The organism is Flavilitoribacter nigricans DSM 23189 = NBRC 102662 (assembly GCF_002646595.1).
Lineage (GTDB): Bacteria > Bacteroidota > Bacteroidia > Chitinophagales > Saprospiraceae > Flavilitoribacter > Flavilitoribacter nigricans.
This window is the reverse complement of the sequence record NZ_PDUD01000038.1, coordinates 25,094-43,578: the sequence shown is the minus strand read 5'-3', so window position 1 is coordinate 43,578 and position 18,485 is coordinate 25,094. Positions and strand designations below refer to the sequence as shown.

Below are 18,485 nucleotides of genomic sequence, written 5' to 3'. Positions count from 1 at the left end.
GTGATCTCCGTATGGAGGCCACTCCTCGTTTATTTCCGAAAGTGTGGATGATCCGGGGTGCGCAGATGCAGGCCCGGGCGGATCGTGATCCGCATAGCAAAAAGTAGTTTAACCCATCCGTGGTGGCGGATGGGTGCTGTGAATTGCTTGGGTGCTGTGTTGACTGAGGTGGGGTTCGGATGGGGTGGATTGTATGTTCCGATTACTGAAGTTGTTGTGCGGATAAAGTTGAAAAAAAAGCAGGAGGACCATTCCCCTGTAAAAAGTCGTCCCCCTACTTTGTAAAATGTCTCGAAACGACTTACCGTTTCGATTTCAACAGTCCCTATTTCTTTACTGGTGTTTGATCTGTTTATTTGGGAGGCGATAAAAAGGTTACCTAGAGGCGCTTAAAAAAACTTAAAAAATCCGTTTTTCGGCTTCGGCTCAGGGGTAATTGTGAGCCGTCTTTAAGTTTTACACTCGCGCTGTCGCCATTACAGAAACCAGCCAGATATTTCAAATTCAGAGCGTATGAATGATGAATACGGACAAAATAATCTGCGTTCAGGATCTTCAGGGCCAGCTTTAATTTCTTGCTGATCCTGCATTTTTGCCCGTCAGCCAGGTAGATATCGGTATAACTACCTTTTGCTTCCAGATACATGATCTCCTCGATTTGAACAAAGATCTGTTCACCGGCAACCGTTAGCAGAATTTCCGGATAGTTGATCTGAGGAGGCATGGTATTCATTTTCTTTTCATAACACCTGCAAGATATTCCATACTTGACCCTTTTTCATGGACAAATAAAGCATCTTGTCTGAAAAAAAATACCCGATTGATTTCCTAAGTGTTTGATTAATAGTGTTTTAAATAGGGAGTGTTGTCTGGATAAAAATTGAGAAAAAAAGAGGGGGGACCTTTAAAAAGAATCTTAATTTTAGAAAAAGTAGTTTTGTTTCATGCAGAGGAGGTTTGGGTTCATAACTCGTCGTTTGGGTTAGAAACGATCTTTTGTCAGAGTTTTCAAAGAACAACCCTGACAAAAGTGGGAAATCCTCCGGGCAATCATCTGGACAAATTTTGCATACTACTGGATAAATTTTGCATCCGGCTAATTTTTATACCCGGAAGAGGCTTACAATTTAATAAAAAGCCCGGAACTTTCGGGTTTTACGGTCAGGTGTTTTCAAATTGTGCAGAACTTTTTCCGGCACAGCTGACTAAGGGAGACCATTCCGGCGGAGATGGCGGGAATGCTCCCGGGGAGGGTGGCCAAAGTACTGCTGAAACGCCCGGGAAAAATAGTTTGGATCACTGAAGCCGACGGCATAGGCCACTTCGGCTACAGACAGGCCTTCCGTGGAAAGCAAGCCCGAAGCCCGGTCCAGTCTGATCTTTTTCAGGAACTGCAGCGGCGTCAGCCCGGTCAGTGCTTTTAGTTTTCGGTACAGCTGGGAATGTCCCAAATGCACAGCGGCTGCGAGATCCTGCACATTCAGTTCCGTATTATCAATTTGCTCCATCACCGTTCCCTTCAGTCGGCTGAGGAACAAAGCTTCCTCGTTTTCCTCCGCAGGGGACTGGACCTGATCCAGTAAGCCCGAGCGTAAAAAGTGTTGTTGCAGATTTTTACGCGATTCCAGCAACTGCTCGATCCGGATCAGCAATTCCTGTTCGTCAAAAGGTTTGGTGAGGTATACGTCTGCTCCCCGGTTCAGCCCGTCCAGCCGGAATTCCCGATCGGCTTTAGCGGTAAGGATGATGATTGGGATATGACTGGACCGGTGATCGGATTTCAGTTGCTGGCAGAGATCGTAACCGTTCATTTCGGGCATCATGACGTCACTGATGATCAGATCAGGGATGCTCGACAGGGCTAATTCGAGGCCCTTTTTACCGTTGGATGCCTTCGTGATCTGGTAACGCCCCTCCAGGCAGGTCTGCAAATACGTGATCACATCCTTATTGTCCTCTACGATGAGGATCTGGGGCAGTTCCTCCCGGCCTTTTGCTCGATTGATCTCCGGTGTTACTGCTGTCGCTTTCCCTGAAAGATCGATCCGGTCGGGTGTTTCCCGGGCGGCCTCCCGGCGTATCGGTAGAATTACCCGAAAGGTGGTGCCTTTTCCGGGAGTGCTGGTCACTTCGATCCGTCCGTCCATGAGGTGAACCAACTGTTTGGTCAGGGCCAGGCCAATGCCGCTGCCGCCGTATTGCTGGTGGTAATGGATCTGAGACTGGTAAAAACGATCAAAAATATGGGGCAACTCATCCCTGGGGATCCCCCGGCCGGTATCAGCTACTTTCAGCACGAGCCAGTTATCTGCTTCCTGTTCCCGGGTGCTGATGCTGAATTGGATGCTACCGCCTTCGGGCGTAAACTTAATGGCATTGGACAGCAGATTGTAAATGATCTGCTGCAGTTTTTCACTGTCAAAATCCATCAACAACTGATCCGGGATCGTTTGAAAGATCAGGTCGATATTTTTACTTTCCGCACTGGAGTCAAAGGACTCGGAGAGGTAGCGTGCAAAATGAATGACGTCGGCCTGTACCAGCTGTAATTCCATCTTGCCGGCCTCCAGGTGGGAGAGGTCCATGACGTGATTAACCAGACGCAACAGACTGTGTATATTCCGGTTGATCAGTTCTTTTTCCCGTTCGTGCCCGCGGATCTGGTCGCTCATGCCCTTGATCACCGTCAGGGGCGTGCGCAGTTCGTGGGTGATATTGGTGTACAGTTCGCTTTTTAAATGGTGCAGTTCCCGTTGCCTTTCCACTTCGGCGTGTTCCTGTTCCTGGATGAGCTGACTTTTTTCCAACTCAAATTGGGCCCGCTGTTTTTCCCGGCGGATCACAGCCTGCCGGTAGGCCAGGCCGATGGAAAAGACCACCAGCTCAAAGGTCGCCCCGATCTCGAAACTGCGGATCGAAAAATCGACGTTCTGCAGCCGGTCGATAGCGGTGATCAGAATGCCGAGGCCCATAAAGATCAGACCGGCCACTACGAAATATCCTTTCCGGTCGCGGGTCCGGTACAGAAAGAAGGTAAACACCAGGCTGGTCCCGACGAAGGCAAAAATGTAGGGAAGGGTCACCCGGTCCGACACGAGATAACTAAAATCAGTGCTGATGATCAGATACAGGTCCAGCAGCAGTACCGGCAGCGCCAGCCAGCTGAGCAGACGAAAGAAACGGTCCCAGAAGGGGAGGAGTTGCTGCAGATCGAGGAACGACCGGAAGAAACTCATGTAGCCGACCAACGCGCCGTAGAGGCTCAATTTGACCAGGTAAACATATTCCGGATGATCGGGGATCAGGGTCGGGATCACCAGATCGTGGATATCGCCGTTTGCGTAGGCCACGTAGATCCCGATACTGACCAAATAAACGGCGTAGTGGGCATAGGTTCGATCCCCGGAATACACATTCAGGATCAGGGTATAGATCAGCATCATCAGGCAAAAGCCGAGGAAAAGCGCATTGGATTGTTTCTTTTGCTGCAGCGCGTGAAAAAAGCTCACGGCGGATTCCAGACGCAGTTCCGGATCCGGCGGTACGGAACTACGGTCACTGCGCAAACGGATCAGCATAGTACGGCTGCTTCCCGGAGGGAGATCAAATTTGACAAGATTAGCCTTAAGGATGGGCGCAAAATCTCGTTGTTCAACGGGGATAAAAAAGCCGGTCAGGAAGGTATCAACCACCGATTGCCCGTCCAGGACAAATACCTCGGCCCGACTGATGGAGATGGTTAGCCGGAGAACCCATTCTTCCAGACGCCGGTCCGGTACCTGATTGGTGATATCGAATTTAAGCCAGTAGTATTCCTGTCCGCGCAGGCTGTCGCGGAAGGCCGAAAGCGGAACGAAGTCGTCCCTGCCCGTTACCTGCGCGGGTGATAACGGCTGTTTATCCTCAGGCATTACCCAAACTTCATTGGAAATAAGCTGAGGATCCGGGTGTAGAACGGGATACACTTCACTTCTTACCAACTGGGCCCACAGTGTTAATACCAGGGTCAGCCGGAACAACATGACGTTCTTCAAATTGTTAGAATTGCGCTCAGAATATGGTCTTAATGCCTAGGGAAAGGACTTTATGCAAATGTGATGCTTAATATTCGGCCTGGTTCAAAATACTTAGCGGACAATAATTGGAGGGACGGAGATTTGATAGTAGTTTTATACCAAAGCCATTTTTCAAACTACTCATGCAAGATAGTAAAATTATCGGACTGCTTAAGAATCTGGAGCCCAAAGAGTTCAGGCTACTCCATAAATACTTGCGATCTCCTTTCTTCAATTACAGTCCGTCTCTGGTCGCCCTGTACGAATATATCCGCAAGTATTATCCGGATTTCGATCATCCGGCGGTGGATCGGCGCAAGGCCTTTTCCCGCCTGTTCCCGGAAGAGACGTATAACGATAAGAAGATGCGGAATCTGCTGCACGAATTTTTCGGACATCTCGAAAACTTCCTGGTGCAACTGCACGTCCGGGATGAACCGCTTACCCGCAAGAAATTGCTGGTCGAATCCCTGGAAAAAAGAGGATCCTACGAAACCTTTGCCGGTAAGAACCGGGAATTGATCCGGGAGATCAGCGATCGGCCTTACCGGGATGTGAATACCTACTGGGAGTTGTTGAACCTGGAGGAACAATACTATTTTCATCCGGCAACGGACAAGGTGAAAAACGGAGAGGAAAGCCTGGTAGCGATCCTGGAAAACATGGATCATTACTTTATGGCCAATAAACTGCGACTGGCCAACGAGGTGCAGGCCCGCCGGAAAGTAGTCCGCCAAAAGATCCCGATGCAGTTTGTGGATGAGGTATTGAAGGTGTCCGGAGCAGACCGTGGAGCCAATTCGGTTATCCATTTTCACGCGCTGCTGTATCACCTCAATGAGACCGAAGCGGAGGAACAGTTTTACGCCCTGAAAAAAATGTTCCTGGAAAGTATGGAAGCGCTGGGGTTCAACGACCGGCAGGTTATTCTGTTCCAGTTGCTGAATTACGCCATCCGGAACGGCAACCAGGGCAAAACGGATCTGCTGCGGGAAGCATTCGATCTGTACTGGTTCGGTCTGCAGCATAAGCTGTTGTTCGAGAACGGCAAGTTGACGGACAGTTCCTACACCAACATTGTGTTTCTGGGGGGTAAGTTCGGCCTACTGGATAAAGTGGAGCGCTTCATCAAAGAGCATTCGCAGGATCTGGATGAGAAGGTGCGGAGTGATGCCGAAAATCTGGCTATGGCCAATCTGCTGTTCCTGAAAAAGGCCTATACCCGGATCGACGATCTGATCGGCAATGCGCGTTTCGATTCGATCTTTTACCAACTCCGGGCAAAACTCATTCTGCTGCGGGCGCTGTACGAATCCTTTGTGACGGACGACAGCTTTTTCGATCTGCTCCAGGCGCGCATCGATGCGTTCGATAAGTTTTTGCGCCGCAATACGCAGTTGAGCGGCATCCAGCGGGAATCCTACCTGGCTTTCATCCGGCAGTTAAAAGCAGTCGTGAAGGTGAATATGATGCCCTCCAATCAGGCAGAACGGGAGGATCTCAAAAACAAGATACTACAGATCGAACTTATTCCCAACAAGGAATGGCTGCTGGAAAAGCTCAACGCTTAAAGGATAGGTGAAAAATGACTACGGGCCCGGTTTTAAAAACCAGGCCCGCAACTATTTGGACCTTTACGGATCTTTATCTTTAAAACAGAACGGCACCGATATCGGGGTAAATCGCGGGGCCGATCTGCCACTGGTCCGTATCAGGATATGCGCGGAAGTTACGGAATCACGATATCCTCGATACCGATCACCCCGTCACCGTCATCGGGGGGCGTATCGCCGTCTCCACCTTTGATACGGATGAGTTGTCCTTTTTTAATTTTGGCATTTTGAAAGTCCTTCAGTGAGGTTTTGGGGGTAGTGATGCTGATCTGGGTTTTCATCAGGCAAAAGGTTTTTAGGGGCTGTCTCGAACGACTCAAGACAGTCCTGGGTTGATAAATGGAAAATGATGGTAATCGGTAGTTGATTGAAGGTGAGTAAATTGGGAAGCTATCCCGGCTGTCTACCGCCAGCCTCTTTGTCAACCTTCACCATCTAGATTTGAAGGTCTTGGGAAAGGTTACCCCCGATTAGGAAAAAATCTAGTAACTTCATCCATAGAAACATGCCCAATAATATTAGCGTATGAATAGTACCCAACCTGACTTTCTCTCCATTGTGCGAAGTGGTGACGCAGCGGGGCTGCGATCCATTTATCAGGAATTCTTACCAAGGGTGGCCAGACACATAATGAATAAAGGTGGAAGTTTCGATGATGCCAAAGACGTTTTTCAGGACGCCATCATCGTGTTGTACGAAAAGGCCCGCCAACCCGATTTCGAACTTACCAGTGGATTCTATACCTTTCTTTTTGGCGTTTGTCGAAATATTTGGGGCAATCGTCTACAAAAAAAGTCGCGTACCGAGGTAACTATACCCGACGATGCCAAATACAAAAGCGACACGGATACCGAGGAATTGATCTTCCAGGCCGAGGAAAACCGCCTCTTCTGGGATGCATTTAAAAAACTCGGAGATGATTGTCAGCGGCTTATGCGACTGTTTTTTGAAAAGACCAAGATGGAGGAGATCACTTCATTGATGGGCTACGGAAGTGTTAATTACACCAAGAAAAGAAAGTTCGTATGCAAGGAACAACTGGTTCGCTTCGTTAAAGAGGACGAACGCTTCGAAGAACTCGCACATAAGACCGGTTAAATTGACTTTGTCATTTCCCTCCCGCTGGCAAGAATACGAACTAGTATCTGACGACGACCATTATCATTTTCTTTTGTCTACACACCAAGCTTTTATCTGCTTTAGTCCCTAAAAGATTATAGGATGGAAAAGGAACAATTATATGAGACCATTGAGGCTTACCTGGAGGGTGAGCTGACTGGTGAGGAGTTAGCCGCTTTCGAGCGGGAACTCACTACCGATCAGTCCCTGGCCAGGGAAGTGGCCCTGCACCGCAGCCTCCAGAATCAATTGGGCGATCAGCCCAAGATGGCGCTCCGAACCACCCTGGATGCTATTGCTAAAGATTTTCCCGAATCGGATCTGGATGCCGGCGATCAACCCCAATCGCCCAACGGCACCGGAGGAAGTACCGGCGGCTTACCCTTCTGGATGTGGGGCCTGGCTTTCTTCCTGGTCATCGGCGGCGGGGTTACCTGGTACCTGCTGACCATGGAGGATGAGACGGTCAGTACCCTGTCTACGGAGGACCCTCCCGCGGAGGAAGATCCGGCAACGACGGATGCTGAGACCAATACTGCTTTATCCGAAGCGGGAACGGAAGAGGAAACGCCCGCTGAAGAACCGGCCGCCAGTGCGGCCACGCCGGCCACGCAGGGTGCTGCTGCCCGGCCCGATGCCTACGGCACCAACCGGGAGCTGGAACTGCTCATTTCCGATGAGCCGCCTTCCCGGCGTTACTCCTTCACCGAAGGCGATCTTACGTACAATCCGGGCTTCATTACCTTTAGTGGTAAACTGACTACTTCCCGGTCGGTTGAGGAGGGTTTTTACCTGAATCTCTATTCGAACCAATATCCGGATAACCGTCTGCTCCGCGGAAAAATGACTTTCTCCGAAGTGAAGGAGAATGTTCCGCAGGCCTTCGCCGGACCGAAGGACTACATAGCCGCGTATACCGGCGAAACGAACTTATCTCCGGCCCTGTATTACGGGGTGATCACTACCGGTGACAGCAGCATCGCGCTCTGGGTCGGTAAAGTACGGGTAGAATAAAAAATAGGGGAGACGAGCGCCGGGGGTAATTGCCTCCGGCCCGTCTCCTCCATCGTTTATCTTACGACCATGACCTGTCGGCTCACCAATTCCGCATCTACTCTTAACATCACAAAATACATTCCGGCGGGAAGACCCTGCGCGGAGAGTTTGCTTTCCTGCCAGCCTCCGGTGTGCTGACCGGGTTGATCCAGGCGGCGCATTTCCCGGCCGTTCACATCCAGTAGACTCAGACTCACGATCTCTGCCGACTCGGGCAGGTAGTATCGCACGGTACTTTCCTGCACTACCGGATTGGGGGCGATCTGCAGATCGACGGGGGCGTGTTCCGGCGCCGGAGCAAGTTGTTGATCCGTAAGCGTACGCGCCGCGTATCCAGCTTCATCCTGCCCGGTAGTGGTCGCATTGCTTCCGGCGGAGCAGTTTTGCAGGGAGGCGATCATACTGCTGCCCTTACCGGCGGAAAAACCCGGCAGGAAGCTGATCCCCTGGGAGGCGTGTAACACCACCTGCCCGCCCGTAGTAACGGAACCGGAAGCAAAAATGGTCTCCGCGTTTTCGTAGACGCCGGACATGATCTCCTGGTCCATCAGCATCAGTTCTTCTTCCGTGCATCCTCCGGGATCACTTCCGTTGGGATTGGGAGAAGTGACCCCGTCGGCCTGACAACCCGGTGAGGTCAGCAATTGACTGCGGACTTCCGTCAACGCGGATCGCATGCGGTCCGCCTGGCCCTGGGTAAAGGTATTCTGACAGGTATTGGAGGTATAGTCCATGTAGTTCTCGTAAAGGTCATCCTGATCCGTCTGGAACGGATTATTGGCGCTGGTATCATCGGCATCGGTGAAACAGCTGTTGTCCGGTTCTCCGCAGGCTCCGAAGCTGGTGCGGCTGTCCGGTGGCGTATCGCAGACCCGGTCGCCGTTCAGCAGGCAGTCGCCGTTGGGGCAGCCTCCCTGAAAGGTGTGGTAGAGCCCGAGATAGTGGCCGAATTCGTGGATGTGGTTTTTGGAGCCCATTTCCGAGGTACCCCACAGATAAGAGAGTGATACGACCCCGTTGTGGACCTGCTGGTAGGTGGCCGGGTAGTACGCATATCCGCCGTTGTTGCAGTTCACGGGATCCTGAGCGGTCCCTGTGCCGCGGCAGATCTTGCTGACCAGCCAGACGTGGGCGTAGTGGGTTACCGGAAAGGCCTGCCCGTCCTGCATATCCGTCCATTGCTGCATTTCCGGATCTTCCAGATCGGCATTGAGCTCCGAGTATTCGTCGCTTTCGTAGCGCAGGATGCCGGTGGTCGGCTGTCCGTAAATGTCGGTTTGAGCCAGGCAGAACTCGATGCCGACGTCTACGCTTTGTACGGCCGGATGGTCGTTATGACCGCTAGCCTGGAAATTTCCGGAATTGCGAAATGCCTGGTTGAGGTGGCTCAATCCCGCCAGGATCTGTTCATCCTTTGGGTTGGAGATCCCGTCGCCCGGATTGGGTTCGGAAGACCGGTGCAGCACGTGGATGACCACCGGAATGGTCAGGATCTCCTGCACGGCGGCCGCCGTACTACGGGACCGTTTGCGCACACGGGCGATCTCACGAACTTGCTCGTATAGTTTTCGTTCGACTAATTCCTGCTGGGTGGCAAAAGCCGGTTCCCGCAGCTGGCGCTCGTGGATGGGATCGAAGGCACAGTTCCCGGAGATGGTATTGGAAGGATGTGGGGTAGTACCCACAGGCGTAGGCTCCACGGGCTGAGCCCATAGAGGGTCTGCAGATAGCATAACAATGGCTATCAGCAGAGATAAAAATCTGGCTGTCATGTGTAAGTGTTGTTCTTGTGTTTGCTTGGTTTAGAAAATGGGGAATAGCCTAATTACCCATCCCGCAGGATGAGTAATTACTCTTTGTCGTTCCAATTCCAGTTCAATACTGAAAAGCGTTACCTATGCAGGGCTACTGCATGGCAGATAGTAGAATAAGGGAACATATCCTCATCACGGTTCAAAATGAGGAGGTAGGCTCTGATCGGTAAGTATCAAAACCCAGCACCAGGTAAAAAGTGCTGTTTAGGAAGGGGTAAAATGTTCGTACCTTTAGTAATGACTATGAATATCTAAGTGTATGGTTCAGCTAACAAATATACGCGAACATTGCTCCCGGAGATAATAAATGGCCAAGTAAAAGCAAAAAATGACCGTTTATTACACTTCTGTGATCTCCTCCGGGAAAATTTGCCCTATTTCTTATGCAAACGGTTGCAATCTGGCCCTCCCGGGTGAGGCAGTGCTTTCCGAAACGCAAAATTTCGATCGGACGCGGAGCCGGTAAGCCGAGCCCGGCATCCGATCGAAAGGGACTTTATTCGCCAACCACCATGAGTTTTTTGGTGATCTGACGTCCCTGATAGCGCAACATCAGAAAGTACATTCCGGCCGGGAGATCGTCCCGGTTCAGGTATAACTGTTGTTGATGGGTTTCCTGGGAATTTGGAAGAGAGAATTTACGTAACTGCTTACCATTTAAATCGAGCAGCATCAGGTCTGCCGAGGAGGCGTTTTCCGGTAATTGATAACTTATTTGGGTTTGAGCACTAAAGGGGTTAGGTGCGATATTCAAATTCATAACGCCTAAATGATCGGCGGTGTTCGCCCGATCCTCCAAAAGTCCGGATTCGGCAACGGGCTCTTCCTCCACGATCGCTCCGGTCTGACAGTCTCCGATCGTCGCCTGGAATTGCGTACCGCGATCCACTTTAAAACCAGGCAGCAGCACCACCATCTCGGAAGCCCGGAAAGTGACGTCCGCATTATTGGCTACGGCTTCGCCCGCGTAGATCATGCCGACATTATCGTAGTTGCCGGAGGTAATGGTCCCGTTGATGAGCTCGAGTTCTTCGGAGGTGCAGTCGCCGGTGCCCGTGTTGCCTCCTCCGTTCGGATCACTTCCACCGCCATTGTTGCCTCCGGAATTGGTGCCCGACAGGCAGAGATTATCCAGATACAAATTGTTACCCCAGTAGAATCCGTAAGTGCTATTGGTCAGATCTGCCGTTTTTGCCCGGATGCGGATCAGAATGTTCTGCCCCAGAAACTGGTCCAGCGCAATACTTTCGGACCGCCACTCACTGCAATCGGAGGGGATGAAAAAAGCATTGAGGTCACTGGCCCCGCTGGCTACCCGCTGGGCGGTCGACAGATCACGACCGGTCTTACTGTAGACGTCCGTGTAATTCAGTCCGCAATCCGTAGAAACGGCAACTTCCAGGACGGTATTGAAATTGGAGTAGTAGGTGGCGTAGGCCACGTCGAACTGAAAAGCCGCCGAGCTGGCGTTCTTCAGGTCGATGGTCTGGGTGAGGATATCCTCCGTAGTGGTCTGGCTGGGGAAAGCCCCCCAGGTCTGCAGCCCCAGTACAAAATTACCTCCGTCGGAGCAGGTATTGATCGGGAAGGACTCGAATCCTACACCGTTGTCCGGATTGCTGATCACCCAGTCCGGCGTTAGTTGCCCGGATTCCAGATCCACGCAGAACGGCAGGCTGGTCAACGGTTCGGCGTACTGGAAGCGCTGGACCTGTACATTGTTATTGGTAAATGGATCGGGCCCGCCATTGGAGGACAGGATCTGGATCTTCAATTCATGTACACCGGAACCGCTGAATCCGATCTGGTCCAGAGTGATGCGGGCCGTCTGATCGGGCTGGATATTACCGGACCAGTTTACATTCGGCTGGGGGAATCCGTCCAGGCTAACACCCAGTACCAGACTGGTAATTGGCTGATTGCCGTTACTTTCCACTTCCACCACGGGTGCAAAATCAGTTGAACACAAACTTTGAGCAGGGTAGAGGATACTGACGAGTCCGGCTTCCGCGCCGTCCACGGGAATACAGGCCTGCGAGTTCAGCAGACTGCCGCGGGCGCCGAGCAGCGCCGACCGCATCCGTTCCTTTTGCCCCTGAGTGAAGGTGTTCTGGCAATTGTTGGAACTGTAATCCATGTAGTTTTCGTAGAGATCGCCGACATCGGTCTGGAACGGGCTGTTCGGACTATCCGCATCGGTGGAGCAGCTGTTCACATCCGAACCGCAGGCATTGTAGGAGGTGGAAGCGTCCGGCGGCGTATCGCAAACACGGTCCCCGTCGGCCAGGCAATCGTTGTTGGAACAACTGCCCTGGAAGGTATGGTAGAGGTTGAGATAGTGCCCAAACTCGTGGATATGGACCTTGGAGTTGTCCTCCGAACTTCCCCAGTAGCGGGCGCGATTGATCACTCCGTTACTGACGCTGCCGTGGTTGCCCGGAAAGTACGCATATCCCGCCACACTACAGGAACTGCTACCCGAGGAACAGATCTCATTGACCAGCCAGACATTCGCATAGTCCGAACCCGGATAGGCGTTGCCGGACTGATCGGCCACCCACTGCTGCATCTGCGGATCATCCGCCTCCATATCCATATTGGAAAAACCATCATTGGCGTAGCGCAGGATACCCGTGCTCGGATTGCCGTTAATGTCGCGTTGGGCGAGGCAGAACTCGATACCCACATCTACACTTTGCAGCGCGGCGTGGGACTGGCGACCGTTCCCGGCGTAGGCACCGATGTTGCGGTACGCCTTGTTCAGGTGCTCGATACCGGCGATGATCTGCTCGTCGGTCGGGTTGGAAGGTCCGTCTCCCGGATTGGGTTCGGATGCCAGGTGCACAATGTGGACCACGACCGGAATGGTCAGGATCTCCTCGGCGGCGCTACTCCGGCCCGCTCCGCGGTTTTCCAGGATATCCCGGGCGTTGTTGTAGAGTAGTTTTTCAATGGCCTCCTGGCGGAGCCGGAAAGGCTCCTGTTGCATTTTTTGTTCGTAGGCCCGCGTAAAACCGCAGGAAGAAATGGAGGCCGGAGCAGTTTCCGGATCCGGTGCGACGACCGGACCGGAACGTTGCGCAAAAGTTGAATTAAAACATAGGGATGCCAGTACTGTTATTACCAGCTGTAATAAAAGTGTAGATTTGGAATCTGTCATTTCCAAACATCAGTTTTGTCGTTCTCATTAACCGTCTTTTTGTGGACCGGGGAGGGACATAGGTGTTTCAGCTAAATTAATCGGGGCATTATATAGGGATGATCTGAGAACCTATACGATTAATTATTCACCAAACTTATTGCGACGGTTTACCTATCAAACAAGACCGATAAAACGATGCTGGATCGGATTTATTGTTTTATGAATCGGCCCTGGTAGATCCCCCCTTCGGAACGCACCTGTAGGAGGTAAGCGCCGGCCGGCAGATCCCCAACAAAAACGGGCATTTCCGGCGTCCATTCGACGGAACGAATAAATTGACCGTTCAGGCTGTGCAGCGAAAGCCGGCCGGAAAACCCGGGAAGATCGCGTAAGTTCAGCAGGTCCCGTACCGGATTGGGGAATACCCGTACGGTACCGACCGGTACCGGCTCGTGCGTATCGGTACTCAGACTGTACTTGAGGATCAGGCCGTTACCCCCCGTAGCGTACAGGACCTCAGACTCCTCCAGCGTGATCTCGAAGATACTGGTATCGCCATCGTAAGCCGTGGTCCAGGTTTCTCCACCGTCCATGGTTTCGTAAAGGTCCCCCGCCGCACTACCGGCGAAACCCCGGCTGCCGTCGAGGAAAAGCGAACTGATCATGAGGCCGGGCATATTGTCATTTACGATCTCGGCCGTGAACCGCCAGCTGTTCCGTTCCTGGTCGTCATCGAAATAGAAATCGGTAAGCCGTACGAGCTGATTTTCACTGGCCGGCACGTAATTTTCAAAGCGGTTATTGAAGAGGAAAGTGGTATCCGGATGCGGCGCGGCGAAACTGGTATGAGCATTATTATTGGGCAGGTCGAATACCCAAAACGGCGCCCAGCCGGCACCACCGTCTACGGTGCGATATCCGTAAAAGGAATAGGTGGTGAAGCCGGAAACGTTGCCGGTCAGATAGCCGGTATCGGGATGGGCAAACTGCAGGTCTTCCATCAGCACGGTGCTGCCGATCTCCAGATCGGTTGTGTCCCAGGTGTCGCCGTGATCGGGAGAATAGTAGACAGTTTCATCGTCGAAACCGACCGTACCGGCCCCGCCGGCAGCGATCTCGGGAACTGCGAAGATCGCCTCCCAGTCCTGACCGCCATTGATACTGCGGTACAGGCGACCTTCAAAAATGGTGCCGGCTCCGGCGAGGATGGTATCGGCACTGACCATCAGTACCGAACGGAAATCTTCCTTGATCTCGCCGGTATTGGCGGCCGTCCAGCTGCTACCACCATCGGTGGTGAGCAGGATGGTACTGTTGTTGCCGACGGCTGCGCCGCGCATGGCGTCCAGAAAATCGATAGCGTAGAGGTCTTCGTTGGTATTGGTAGGTAATGGGGTCCACTGAGCCATAGCAAAATGGGTGAAAAACAGGCCTGATAACAGCAAGATGATCTTTGGGTTGAACATTTGAAATGGGTTGATTGGTATTTGATAGAAATACGGAAAGCAAGACCGGGCCTGCACCTCGGGTGTCCAGGCCGGATTGACTATCCGACTTGCGTCTGCTAGACCAATGGGAGTGGGGAAAGGGTTGGGTGGTCGCTTGCCGCTTACCGACCAACGGTAAGCGACAGGCGACGGAAAGGGGCTAACCGACGGTCAAAGCCGACCGATTGCGGTTAGCGAGGTTTTACTTCAGCGAGCCGATCATATCTTCCGGACGTACCCATTCATCGAATTCTTCGGAAGTGAGCAGCCCGAGTTCAATGGCGGCTGCCTTGAGGGTAGAATCATCCGCGTAGGCCTTTTTGGCGATCTTGGCGGCATTGTCGTAACCGATCTTGGTATTCAGGGCCGTTACCAGCATCAGGGAGTTATTCAGGTGTTCCTTGATGCGTTTGCGGTTGGGCTCGATACCCACGGCGCAGTTGTCGTTGAAGCTGACGCAGGCATCTCCGATTAGCCGGGCCGACATCAGGAAATTAAAGATCATGACCGGCTTGAATACATTTAGCTCGAAATGTCCGGTCATGCCGCCCACGTTGATCGCAACGTCATTACCGACCACCTGGGCCATGGCCATGGTGAGCGCTTCGGACTGCGTCGGATTGACCTTGCCGGGCATGATGGAAGAGCCCGGTTCGTTGGCCGGAATGATGATCTCTCCGATGCCGCTGCGCGGGCCGCTGGACAACATCCGGATATCGTTGCCGATCTTCATCAGGGAACAGGCTACCGTTTTCAGAGCGCCGTGCGCTTCCACAATGGCATCGTGGGCCGCCAGGGCTTCAAACTTGTTCTCGGCAGTCACGAAAGGAAGACCGGATATTTCGGCGATCTTGGCCGCTACCTGCTCCGAATAACCTTCCGGCGTATTGAGACCGGTACCTACGGCTGTACCGCCCAGAGCCAGTTCGCTCAGGTGGGCCAGCGTGTTGTTGATGGCGCGCAGCCCGTGATCCAGCTGGCTGACGTAGCCGCTGAACTCCTGACCCAGCGTCAGTGGCGTAGCGTCCATGAAGTGTGTGCGGCCGATCTTGACCACTTCCATCAGTTCTTTGGATTTAGCGGCCAGGGTATCCCGCAGTTTTTCGATGCCGGGGATAGTAGTCTCTACGAGTATCTGATAGGCCGCAATGTGCATGGCGGTGGGGAAGGTATCGTTGGAAGACTGGCTTTTATTGACATCGTCATTGGGGTGCAGCACCTTCTTTTCGTCGGTGAGCTCGCCGCCCTGCAGTACGTGTCCGCGGTTGGCCACGACTTCGTTGACGTTCATATTCGATTGGGTACCGGATCCGGTTTGCCATACGACCAGTGGGAACTCTCCGTCCAGTTTACCCGCCAGGATCTCATCGCACACTTTCGCAATGAGCTGGGCTTTATCCTGGGACAAAACACCCAGATCGTGATTAGTCAGGGCGGCCGCCTTTTTCAGGATAGCGAAAGCGCGGATCACCTCCTTGGGCATTTTCTGGCCGCCGATTTTGAAGTTTTCGGATGAGCGTTGGGTCTGGGCGCCCCAGTACTTATCGGCCGGTACATCTACATAACCGATACTGTCTTTTTCTTTTCTAAAAGCCATAATTTTATTTTTTGTGACCGAAGTGATCGCCACCCGCCAGGCTGGACTGGAGCCGTAAGCATAAAAGGTTTCAACCACTGCATCCTTTTGCTCGGAAAGGTCGAATAGGAATATACGGTTTTTCGCAGCGCGAATCTACCGGATTTGGTAGATAGCTCCGAAGAAAACGGGAACTTTCTGGTGATAGTACCCGAAAAATAAACGCCCGAAGGGGCCCGGTGTTTCAAACGATCGGCGGAAATCGTTCCCCAGGGAGAAAATTTGGGACCAGTCCGTTTTTGGTAGCGCAACCTTGTTTTACTCCAAGAGCGGGAAAATGGACATGATCCCGATCAACAGCAGCACCGGATAATTGAAACGGAATCGATACCGTAGCAGTAGAAAGGAAAAAGAAGGGAATTGTTTGTGTTGTCTTGGCTAAAATTTCGATCTTGCCTCAATTCGAAAGTAACTGATTTTTATACCAAAATATACCATTTTGCATCGATCCACCACTGGCCTGCTCCTGCTTTTCTGCCTGCTGATCTTTTCCCAATGCGCCGATCCGGCGGAAACTCCGGCTACTTCCGGGCCGCCCAATATCATTCTGGTAGTAGTCGATGACCTGGGCTGGCGGGATGTCGGCTTTATGGGATCCACCTACTACGAAACACCCCACCTGGACTCTCTGAGCCAGCGCAGTCTGGTGTTCACCAACGGCTACGCCGGTGCGGCCAATTGTGCGCCCAGTCGGGCCTGTCTGCTGTCCGGGCAAAATACGCCCCGGCACGGGATCTACACCGTCAGCCCTTCGGACCGGGGGAATAAGAAAACGCGGAAGCTGATCCCAACGCCCAACACCAAAACCCTGGCGGACTCAGTACTGACCCTCGCCGAAGTATTGCAATCCAACGGCTATGCCACCTGTTCGATCGGGAAATGGCATGTAGGGGACGATCCGACCACGCAGGGTTTTGACATCAATGTCGGGGGAACGCACGCCGGGCACCCGAAAACCTATTTCAGCCCGTACCAGAATCCCAATCTGAAGGACGGACCGGAAGGAGAGTACCTCACGGAACGGCTGTCTTCGGAAGCGGTACACTTCATCCGCAATCACCGCGAAGAACCCTTCTTCCTGTACCTGCCGTACTTCACCATCCATACGCCGCTGCAGGGCAAACCGGGACTGGTCGATAAATACGAGGGCAAGAAGATGAGTGGCGGTCAGGGCCGCAATCCGCACTACGCGGCCATGATCGAGACCATGGACTCAGGCATCGGCTTCATCATGCGTACCCTGAAGAGCCTGCAGCTGGAGGAAAATACCATCATCATTTTCACTTCGGACAATGGCGGCATTTCTTATCTGTCCCGTCAATCGCCTTTGCGGGCCGGAAAGGGCAGCTACTACGAAGGCGGTATCCGGGTGCCCTTCATGGTCACCTGGCCCGGTCGGGTAGAAGGCGGCCGGAAGTCCGATGCTCCGGTTACCCTGATGGACGTATATCCGACCGTGCTGGATCTGCTGGATCTGGAAAAACCGGCGGATAAATTACTGGACGGGATCAGCCTGAAAGACCACATCCTGGAGGGCGATGCAATCGCCGAGCGACCGCTGTACTGGCACTTTCCGATCTACCTGCAGGCTTACCGCAAGGGCGAGGACCAAAGCCGGGATTCGCTGTTTCGGACGCGCCCCGGCACGGTCATGCGCCTGGGCAACTGGAAACTGCACGAATATTTCGAAGATGGCGCCCTGGAACTGTACAACCTGGAGGACGACCTCGGAGAAACCAACGACCTTTCCGCCACCAATCCGGAAAAAGCCGCCGAATTGCACCAGATGATGCAGACCTGGCGGGAAAGTACCCAGGCTCCGGTACCAACGGAGCTCAATCCGGATTACGATGCGGATTTTCGGCCGCAGGGCAGGCGATAGAGGATTCTCCGCAGGCAAAATCCGGGTGTGAATTGCGCGGAAAGAAGGGATCGGAACTTTTTTTTGCTCCCGCAACTTCCGGGCGAAACCTTATTGCCCGATACCTTAAAGGCTTAAAATAAATTATTAAATTGTGCCCTCTAGATCAGAAGATATGCAGGGATTACAAAAGATAGTCGATGGGATCAACCGGATCAACGAACGGATCGGAAGAGCCGTTTCCTGGCTGACCACCGGACTGGTGGTGCTGGTGGTGACGGACGTTATCTTCCGTTATCTTTTCAATACGACCAAAGCCTGGACCATCGAACTGGAATGGCATCTGTTCGCGCTGATCTTCCTGCTGGGTTCGGGATATGCGTTTAAGCACGACCGGCACGTAAGAGTTGACCTCTTTTATTCCCGCTTCGGAAAACGGGATCAGGCGATGGTCAACCTGGTCGGCGGTCTGATCTTTCTGGTTCCCTGGTGTATACTGGTGATCTACAGTTCCTGGGGTTACGCCATGCAATCTTTCCGGATCGGGGAAGGATCTCCCGACCCGGGAGGTCTGCCGGCTCTGTACGTGATCAAATTCGGGATCACCGTGGGTGTGTTCCTGCTGTTGCTGCAGGGGATAGCCAATATCCTGCAATCCTATCTCGAAATCAAGGAAGCGTCTTCCGAAACGACCGAATAAGA

At 52.7% G+C, this 18,485-nt stretch carries 12 protein-coding genes; 5 read left to right on the top strand and 7 right to left on the bottom strand.

Features of this window, described 5'->3' with window-relative positions; genetic code table 11:
- Positions 1–379: 379 nt before the first annotated feature.
- Positions 380–724: a LytR/AlgR family response regulator transcription factor gene (locus CRP01_RS30925; RefSeq protein WP_170110614.1), complete on the bottom strand. Its 345-nt coding sequence runs from the start codon at positions 722–724 to the stop codon at positions 380–382.
- 481 nt (positions 725–1,205) lie between these two features.
- The gene (locus CRP01_RS30920) at positions 1,206–4,034 is read right to left on the bottom strand and encodes an ATP-binding protein (RefSeq protein ID WP_143473600.1); all 2,829 of its coding nucleotides are present in this window, start codon (positions 4,032–4,034) and stop codon (positions 1,206–1,208) included.
- A gap of 164 nt (positions 4,035–4,198) precedes the next feature.
- On the opposite strand from CRP01_RS30920, the gene CRP01_RS30915 reads away from it, so the two are divergent.
- Positions 4,199–5,626: a hypothetical protein gene (locus tag CRP01_RS30915; RefSeq protein WP_099153942.1), complete on the top strand. Its 1,428-nt coding sequence runs from the start codon at positions 4,199–4,201 to the stop codon at positions 5,624–5,626.
- 158 nt (positions 5,627–5,784) lie between these two features.
- On the opposite strand, the gene CRP01_RS42525 is transcribed toward CRP01_RS30915, so the two are convergent.
- A complete protein-coding gene (locus CRP01_RS42525) occupies positions 5,785–5,949 on the bottom strand; it encodes a hypothetical protein (protein ID WP_170110613.1) in 165 nt (54 codons plus the stop codon).
- Between the two features lie 244 nt (positions 5,950–6,193).
- Between CRP01_RS42525 and CRP01_RS30910 the strand changes: the two genes are divergently transcribed.
- Together CRP01_RS30910 and CRP01_RS30905 are read left to right on the top strand one after the other, a co-directional pair.
- Positions 6,194–6,766 (top strand): RNA polymerase sigma factor, encoded by a 573-nt coding sequence (locus CRP01_RS30910; RefSeq protein WP_099153941.1) that lies wholly within the window; start codon positions 6,194–6,196, stop codon positions 6,764–6,766.
- A gap of 123 nt (positions 6,767–6,889) precedes the next feature.
- Positions 6,890–7,801, top strand: a complete 912-nt coding sequence (locus CRP01_RS30905) for an anti-sigma factor (protein WP_099153940.1) — start codon at positions 6,890–6,892, stop codon at positions 7,799–7,801.
- A gap of 56 nt (positions 7,802–7,857) precedes the next feature.
- Here CRP01_RS30905 and CRP01_RS30900 read toward each other — a convergent pair whose 3' ends face one another.
- From CRP01_RS30900 to fumC, 4 genes are all read right to left on the bottom strand, one after another.
- Entirely contained in the window at positions 7,858–9,615 is a 1,758-nt protein-coding gene (locus CRP01_RS30900; protein ID WP_099153939.1) for a zinc-dependent metalloprotease, read from the bottom strand.
- A 538-nt stretch (positions 9,616–10,153) separates the two neighbouring features.
- Positions 10,154–12,817: a zinc-dependent metalloprotease gene (locus tag CRP01_RS30895; RefSeq protein WP_099153938.1), complete on the bottom strand. Its 2,664-nt coding sequence runs from the start codon at positions 12,815–12,817 to the stop codon at positions 10,154–10,156.
- A gap of 191 nt (positions 12,818–13,008) precedes the next feature.
- Entirely contained in the window at positions 13,009–14,265 is a 1,257-nt protein-coding gene (locus CRP01_RS30890; protein ID WP_099153937.1) for a YCF48-related protein, read from the bottom strand.
- Between the two features lie 223 nt (positions 14,266–14,488).
- Complete coding sequence (gene fumC, locus CRP01_RS30885) at positions 14,489–15,883, bottom strand: class II fumarate hydratase (protein WP_099154014.1); 1,395 nt, start codon at positions 15,881–15,883, stop codon at positions 14,489–14,491.
- 478 nt (positions 15,884–16,361) lie between these two features.
- Here fumC and CRP01_RS30880 point away from each other — a divergent pair, with 478 nt between their 5' ends.
- Both CRP01_RS30880 and CRP01_RS30875 read left to right on the top strand, forming a co-directional pair.
- On the top strand, positions 16,362–17,804 hold the full coding sequence (locus CRP01_RS30880) for a sulfatase (protein ID WP_222845844.1): 1,443 nt from the start codon (positions 16,362–16,364) through the stop codon (positions 17,802–17,804).
- Between the two features lie 133 nt (positions 17,805–17,937).
- On the top strand, positions 17,938–18,483 hold the full coding sequence (locus CRP01_RS30875; protein WP_233752800.1) for a TRAP transporter small permease subunit: 546 nt from the start codon (positions 17,938–17,940) through the stop codon (positions 18,481–18,483).
- The last annotated feature ends 2 nt before the right edge of the window (positions 18,484–18,485 follow it).

What these genes read in the sequence shown, in the direction of transcription:
- CRP01_RS30890 (WP_099153937.1), bottom strand. Translation starts at nt 14,265, where the DNA reads ATGTTCAACCCAAAGATCATCTTGCTGTTATCAGGCCTGTTTTTCACC.
- CRP01_RS42525 (WP_170110613.1), bottom strand. Translation starts at nt 5,949, where the DNA reads ATGAAAACCCAGATCAGCATCACTACCCCCAAAACCTCACTGAAGGAC.
- CRP01_RS30925 (WP_170110614.1), bottom strand. Translation starts at nt 724, where the DNA reads ATGCCTCCTCAGATCAACTATCCGGAAATTCTGCTAACGGTTGCCGGT.
- CRP01_RS30905 (WP_099153940.1), top strand. Translation starts at nt 6,890, where the DNA reads ATGGAAAAGGAACAATTATATGAGACCATTGAGGCTTACCTGGAGGGT.
- CRP01_RS30900 (WP_099153939.1), bottom strand. Translation starts at nt 9,615, where the DNA reads ATGACAGCCAGATTTTTATCTCTGCTGATAGCCATTGTTATGCTATCT.
- CRP01_RS30895 (WP_099153938.1), bottom strand. Translation starts at nt 12,817, where the DNA reads ATGACAGATTCCAAATCTACACTTTTATTACAGCTGGTAATAACAGTA.
- CRP01_RS30915 (WP_099153942.1), top strand. Translation starts at nt 4,199, where the DNA reads ATGCAAGATAGTAAAATTATCGGACTGCTTAAGAATCTGGAGCCCAAA.
- fumC (WP_099154014.1), bottom strand. Translation starts at nt 15,883, where the DNA reads ATGGCTTTTAGAAAAGAAAAAGACAGTATCGGTTATGTAGATGTACCG.
- CRP01_RS30910 (WP_099153941.1), top strand. Translation starts at nt 6,194, where the DNA reads ATGAATAGTACCCAACCTGACTTTCTCTCCATTGTGCGAAGTGGTGAC.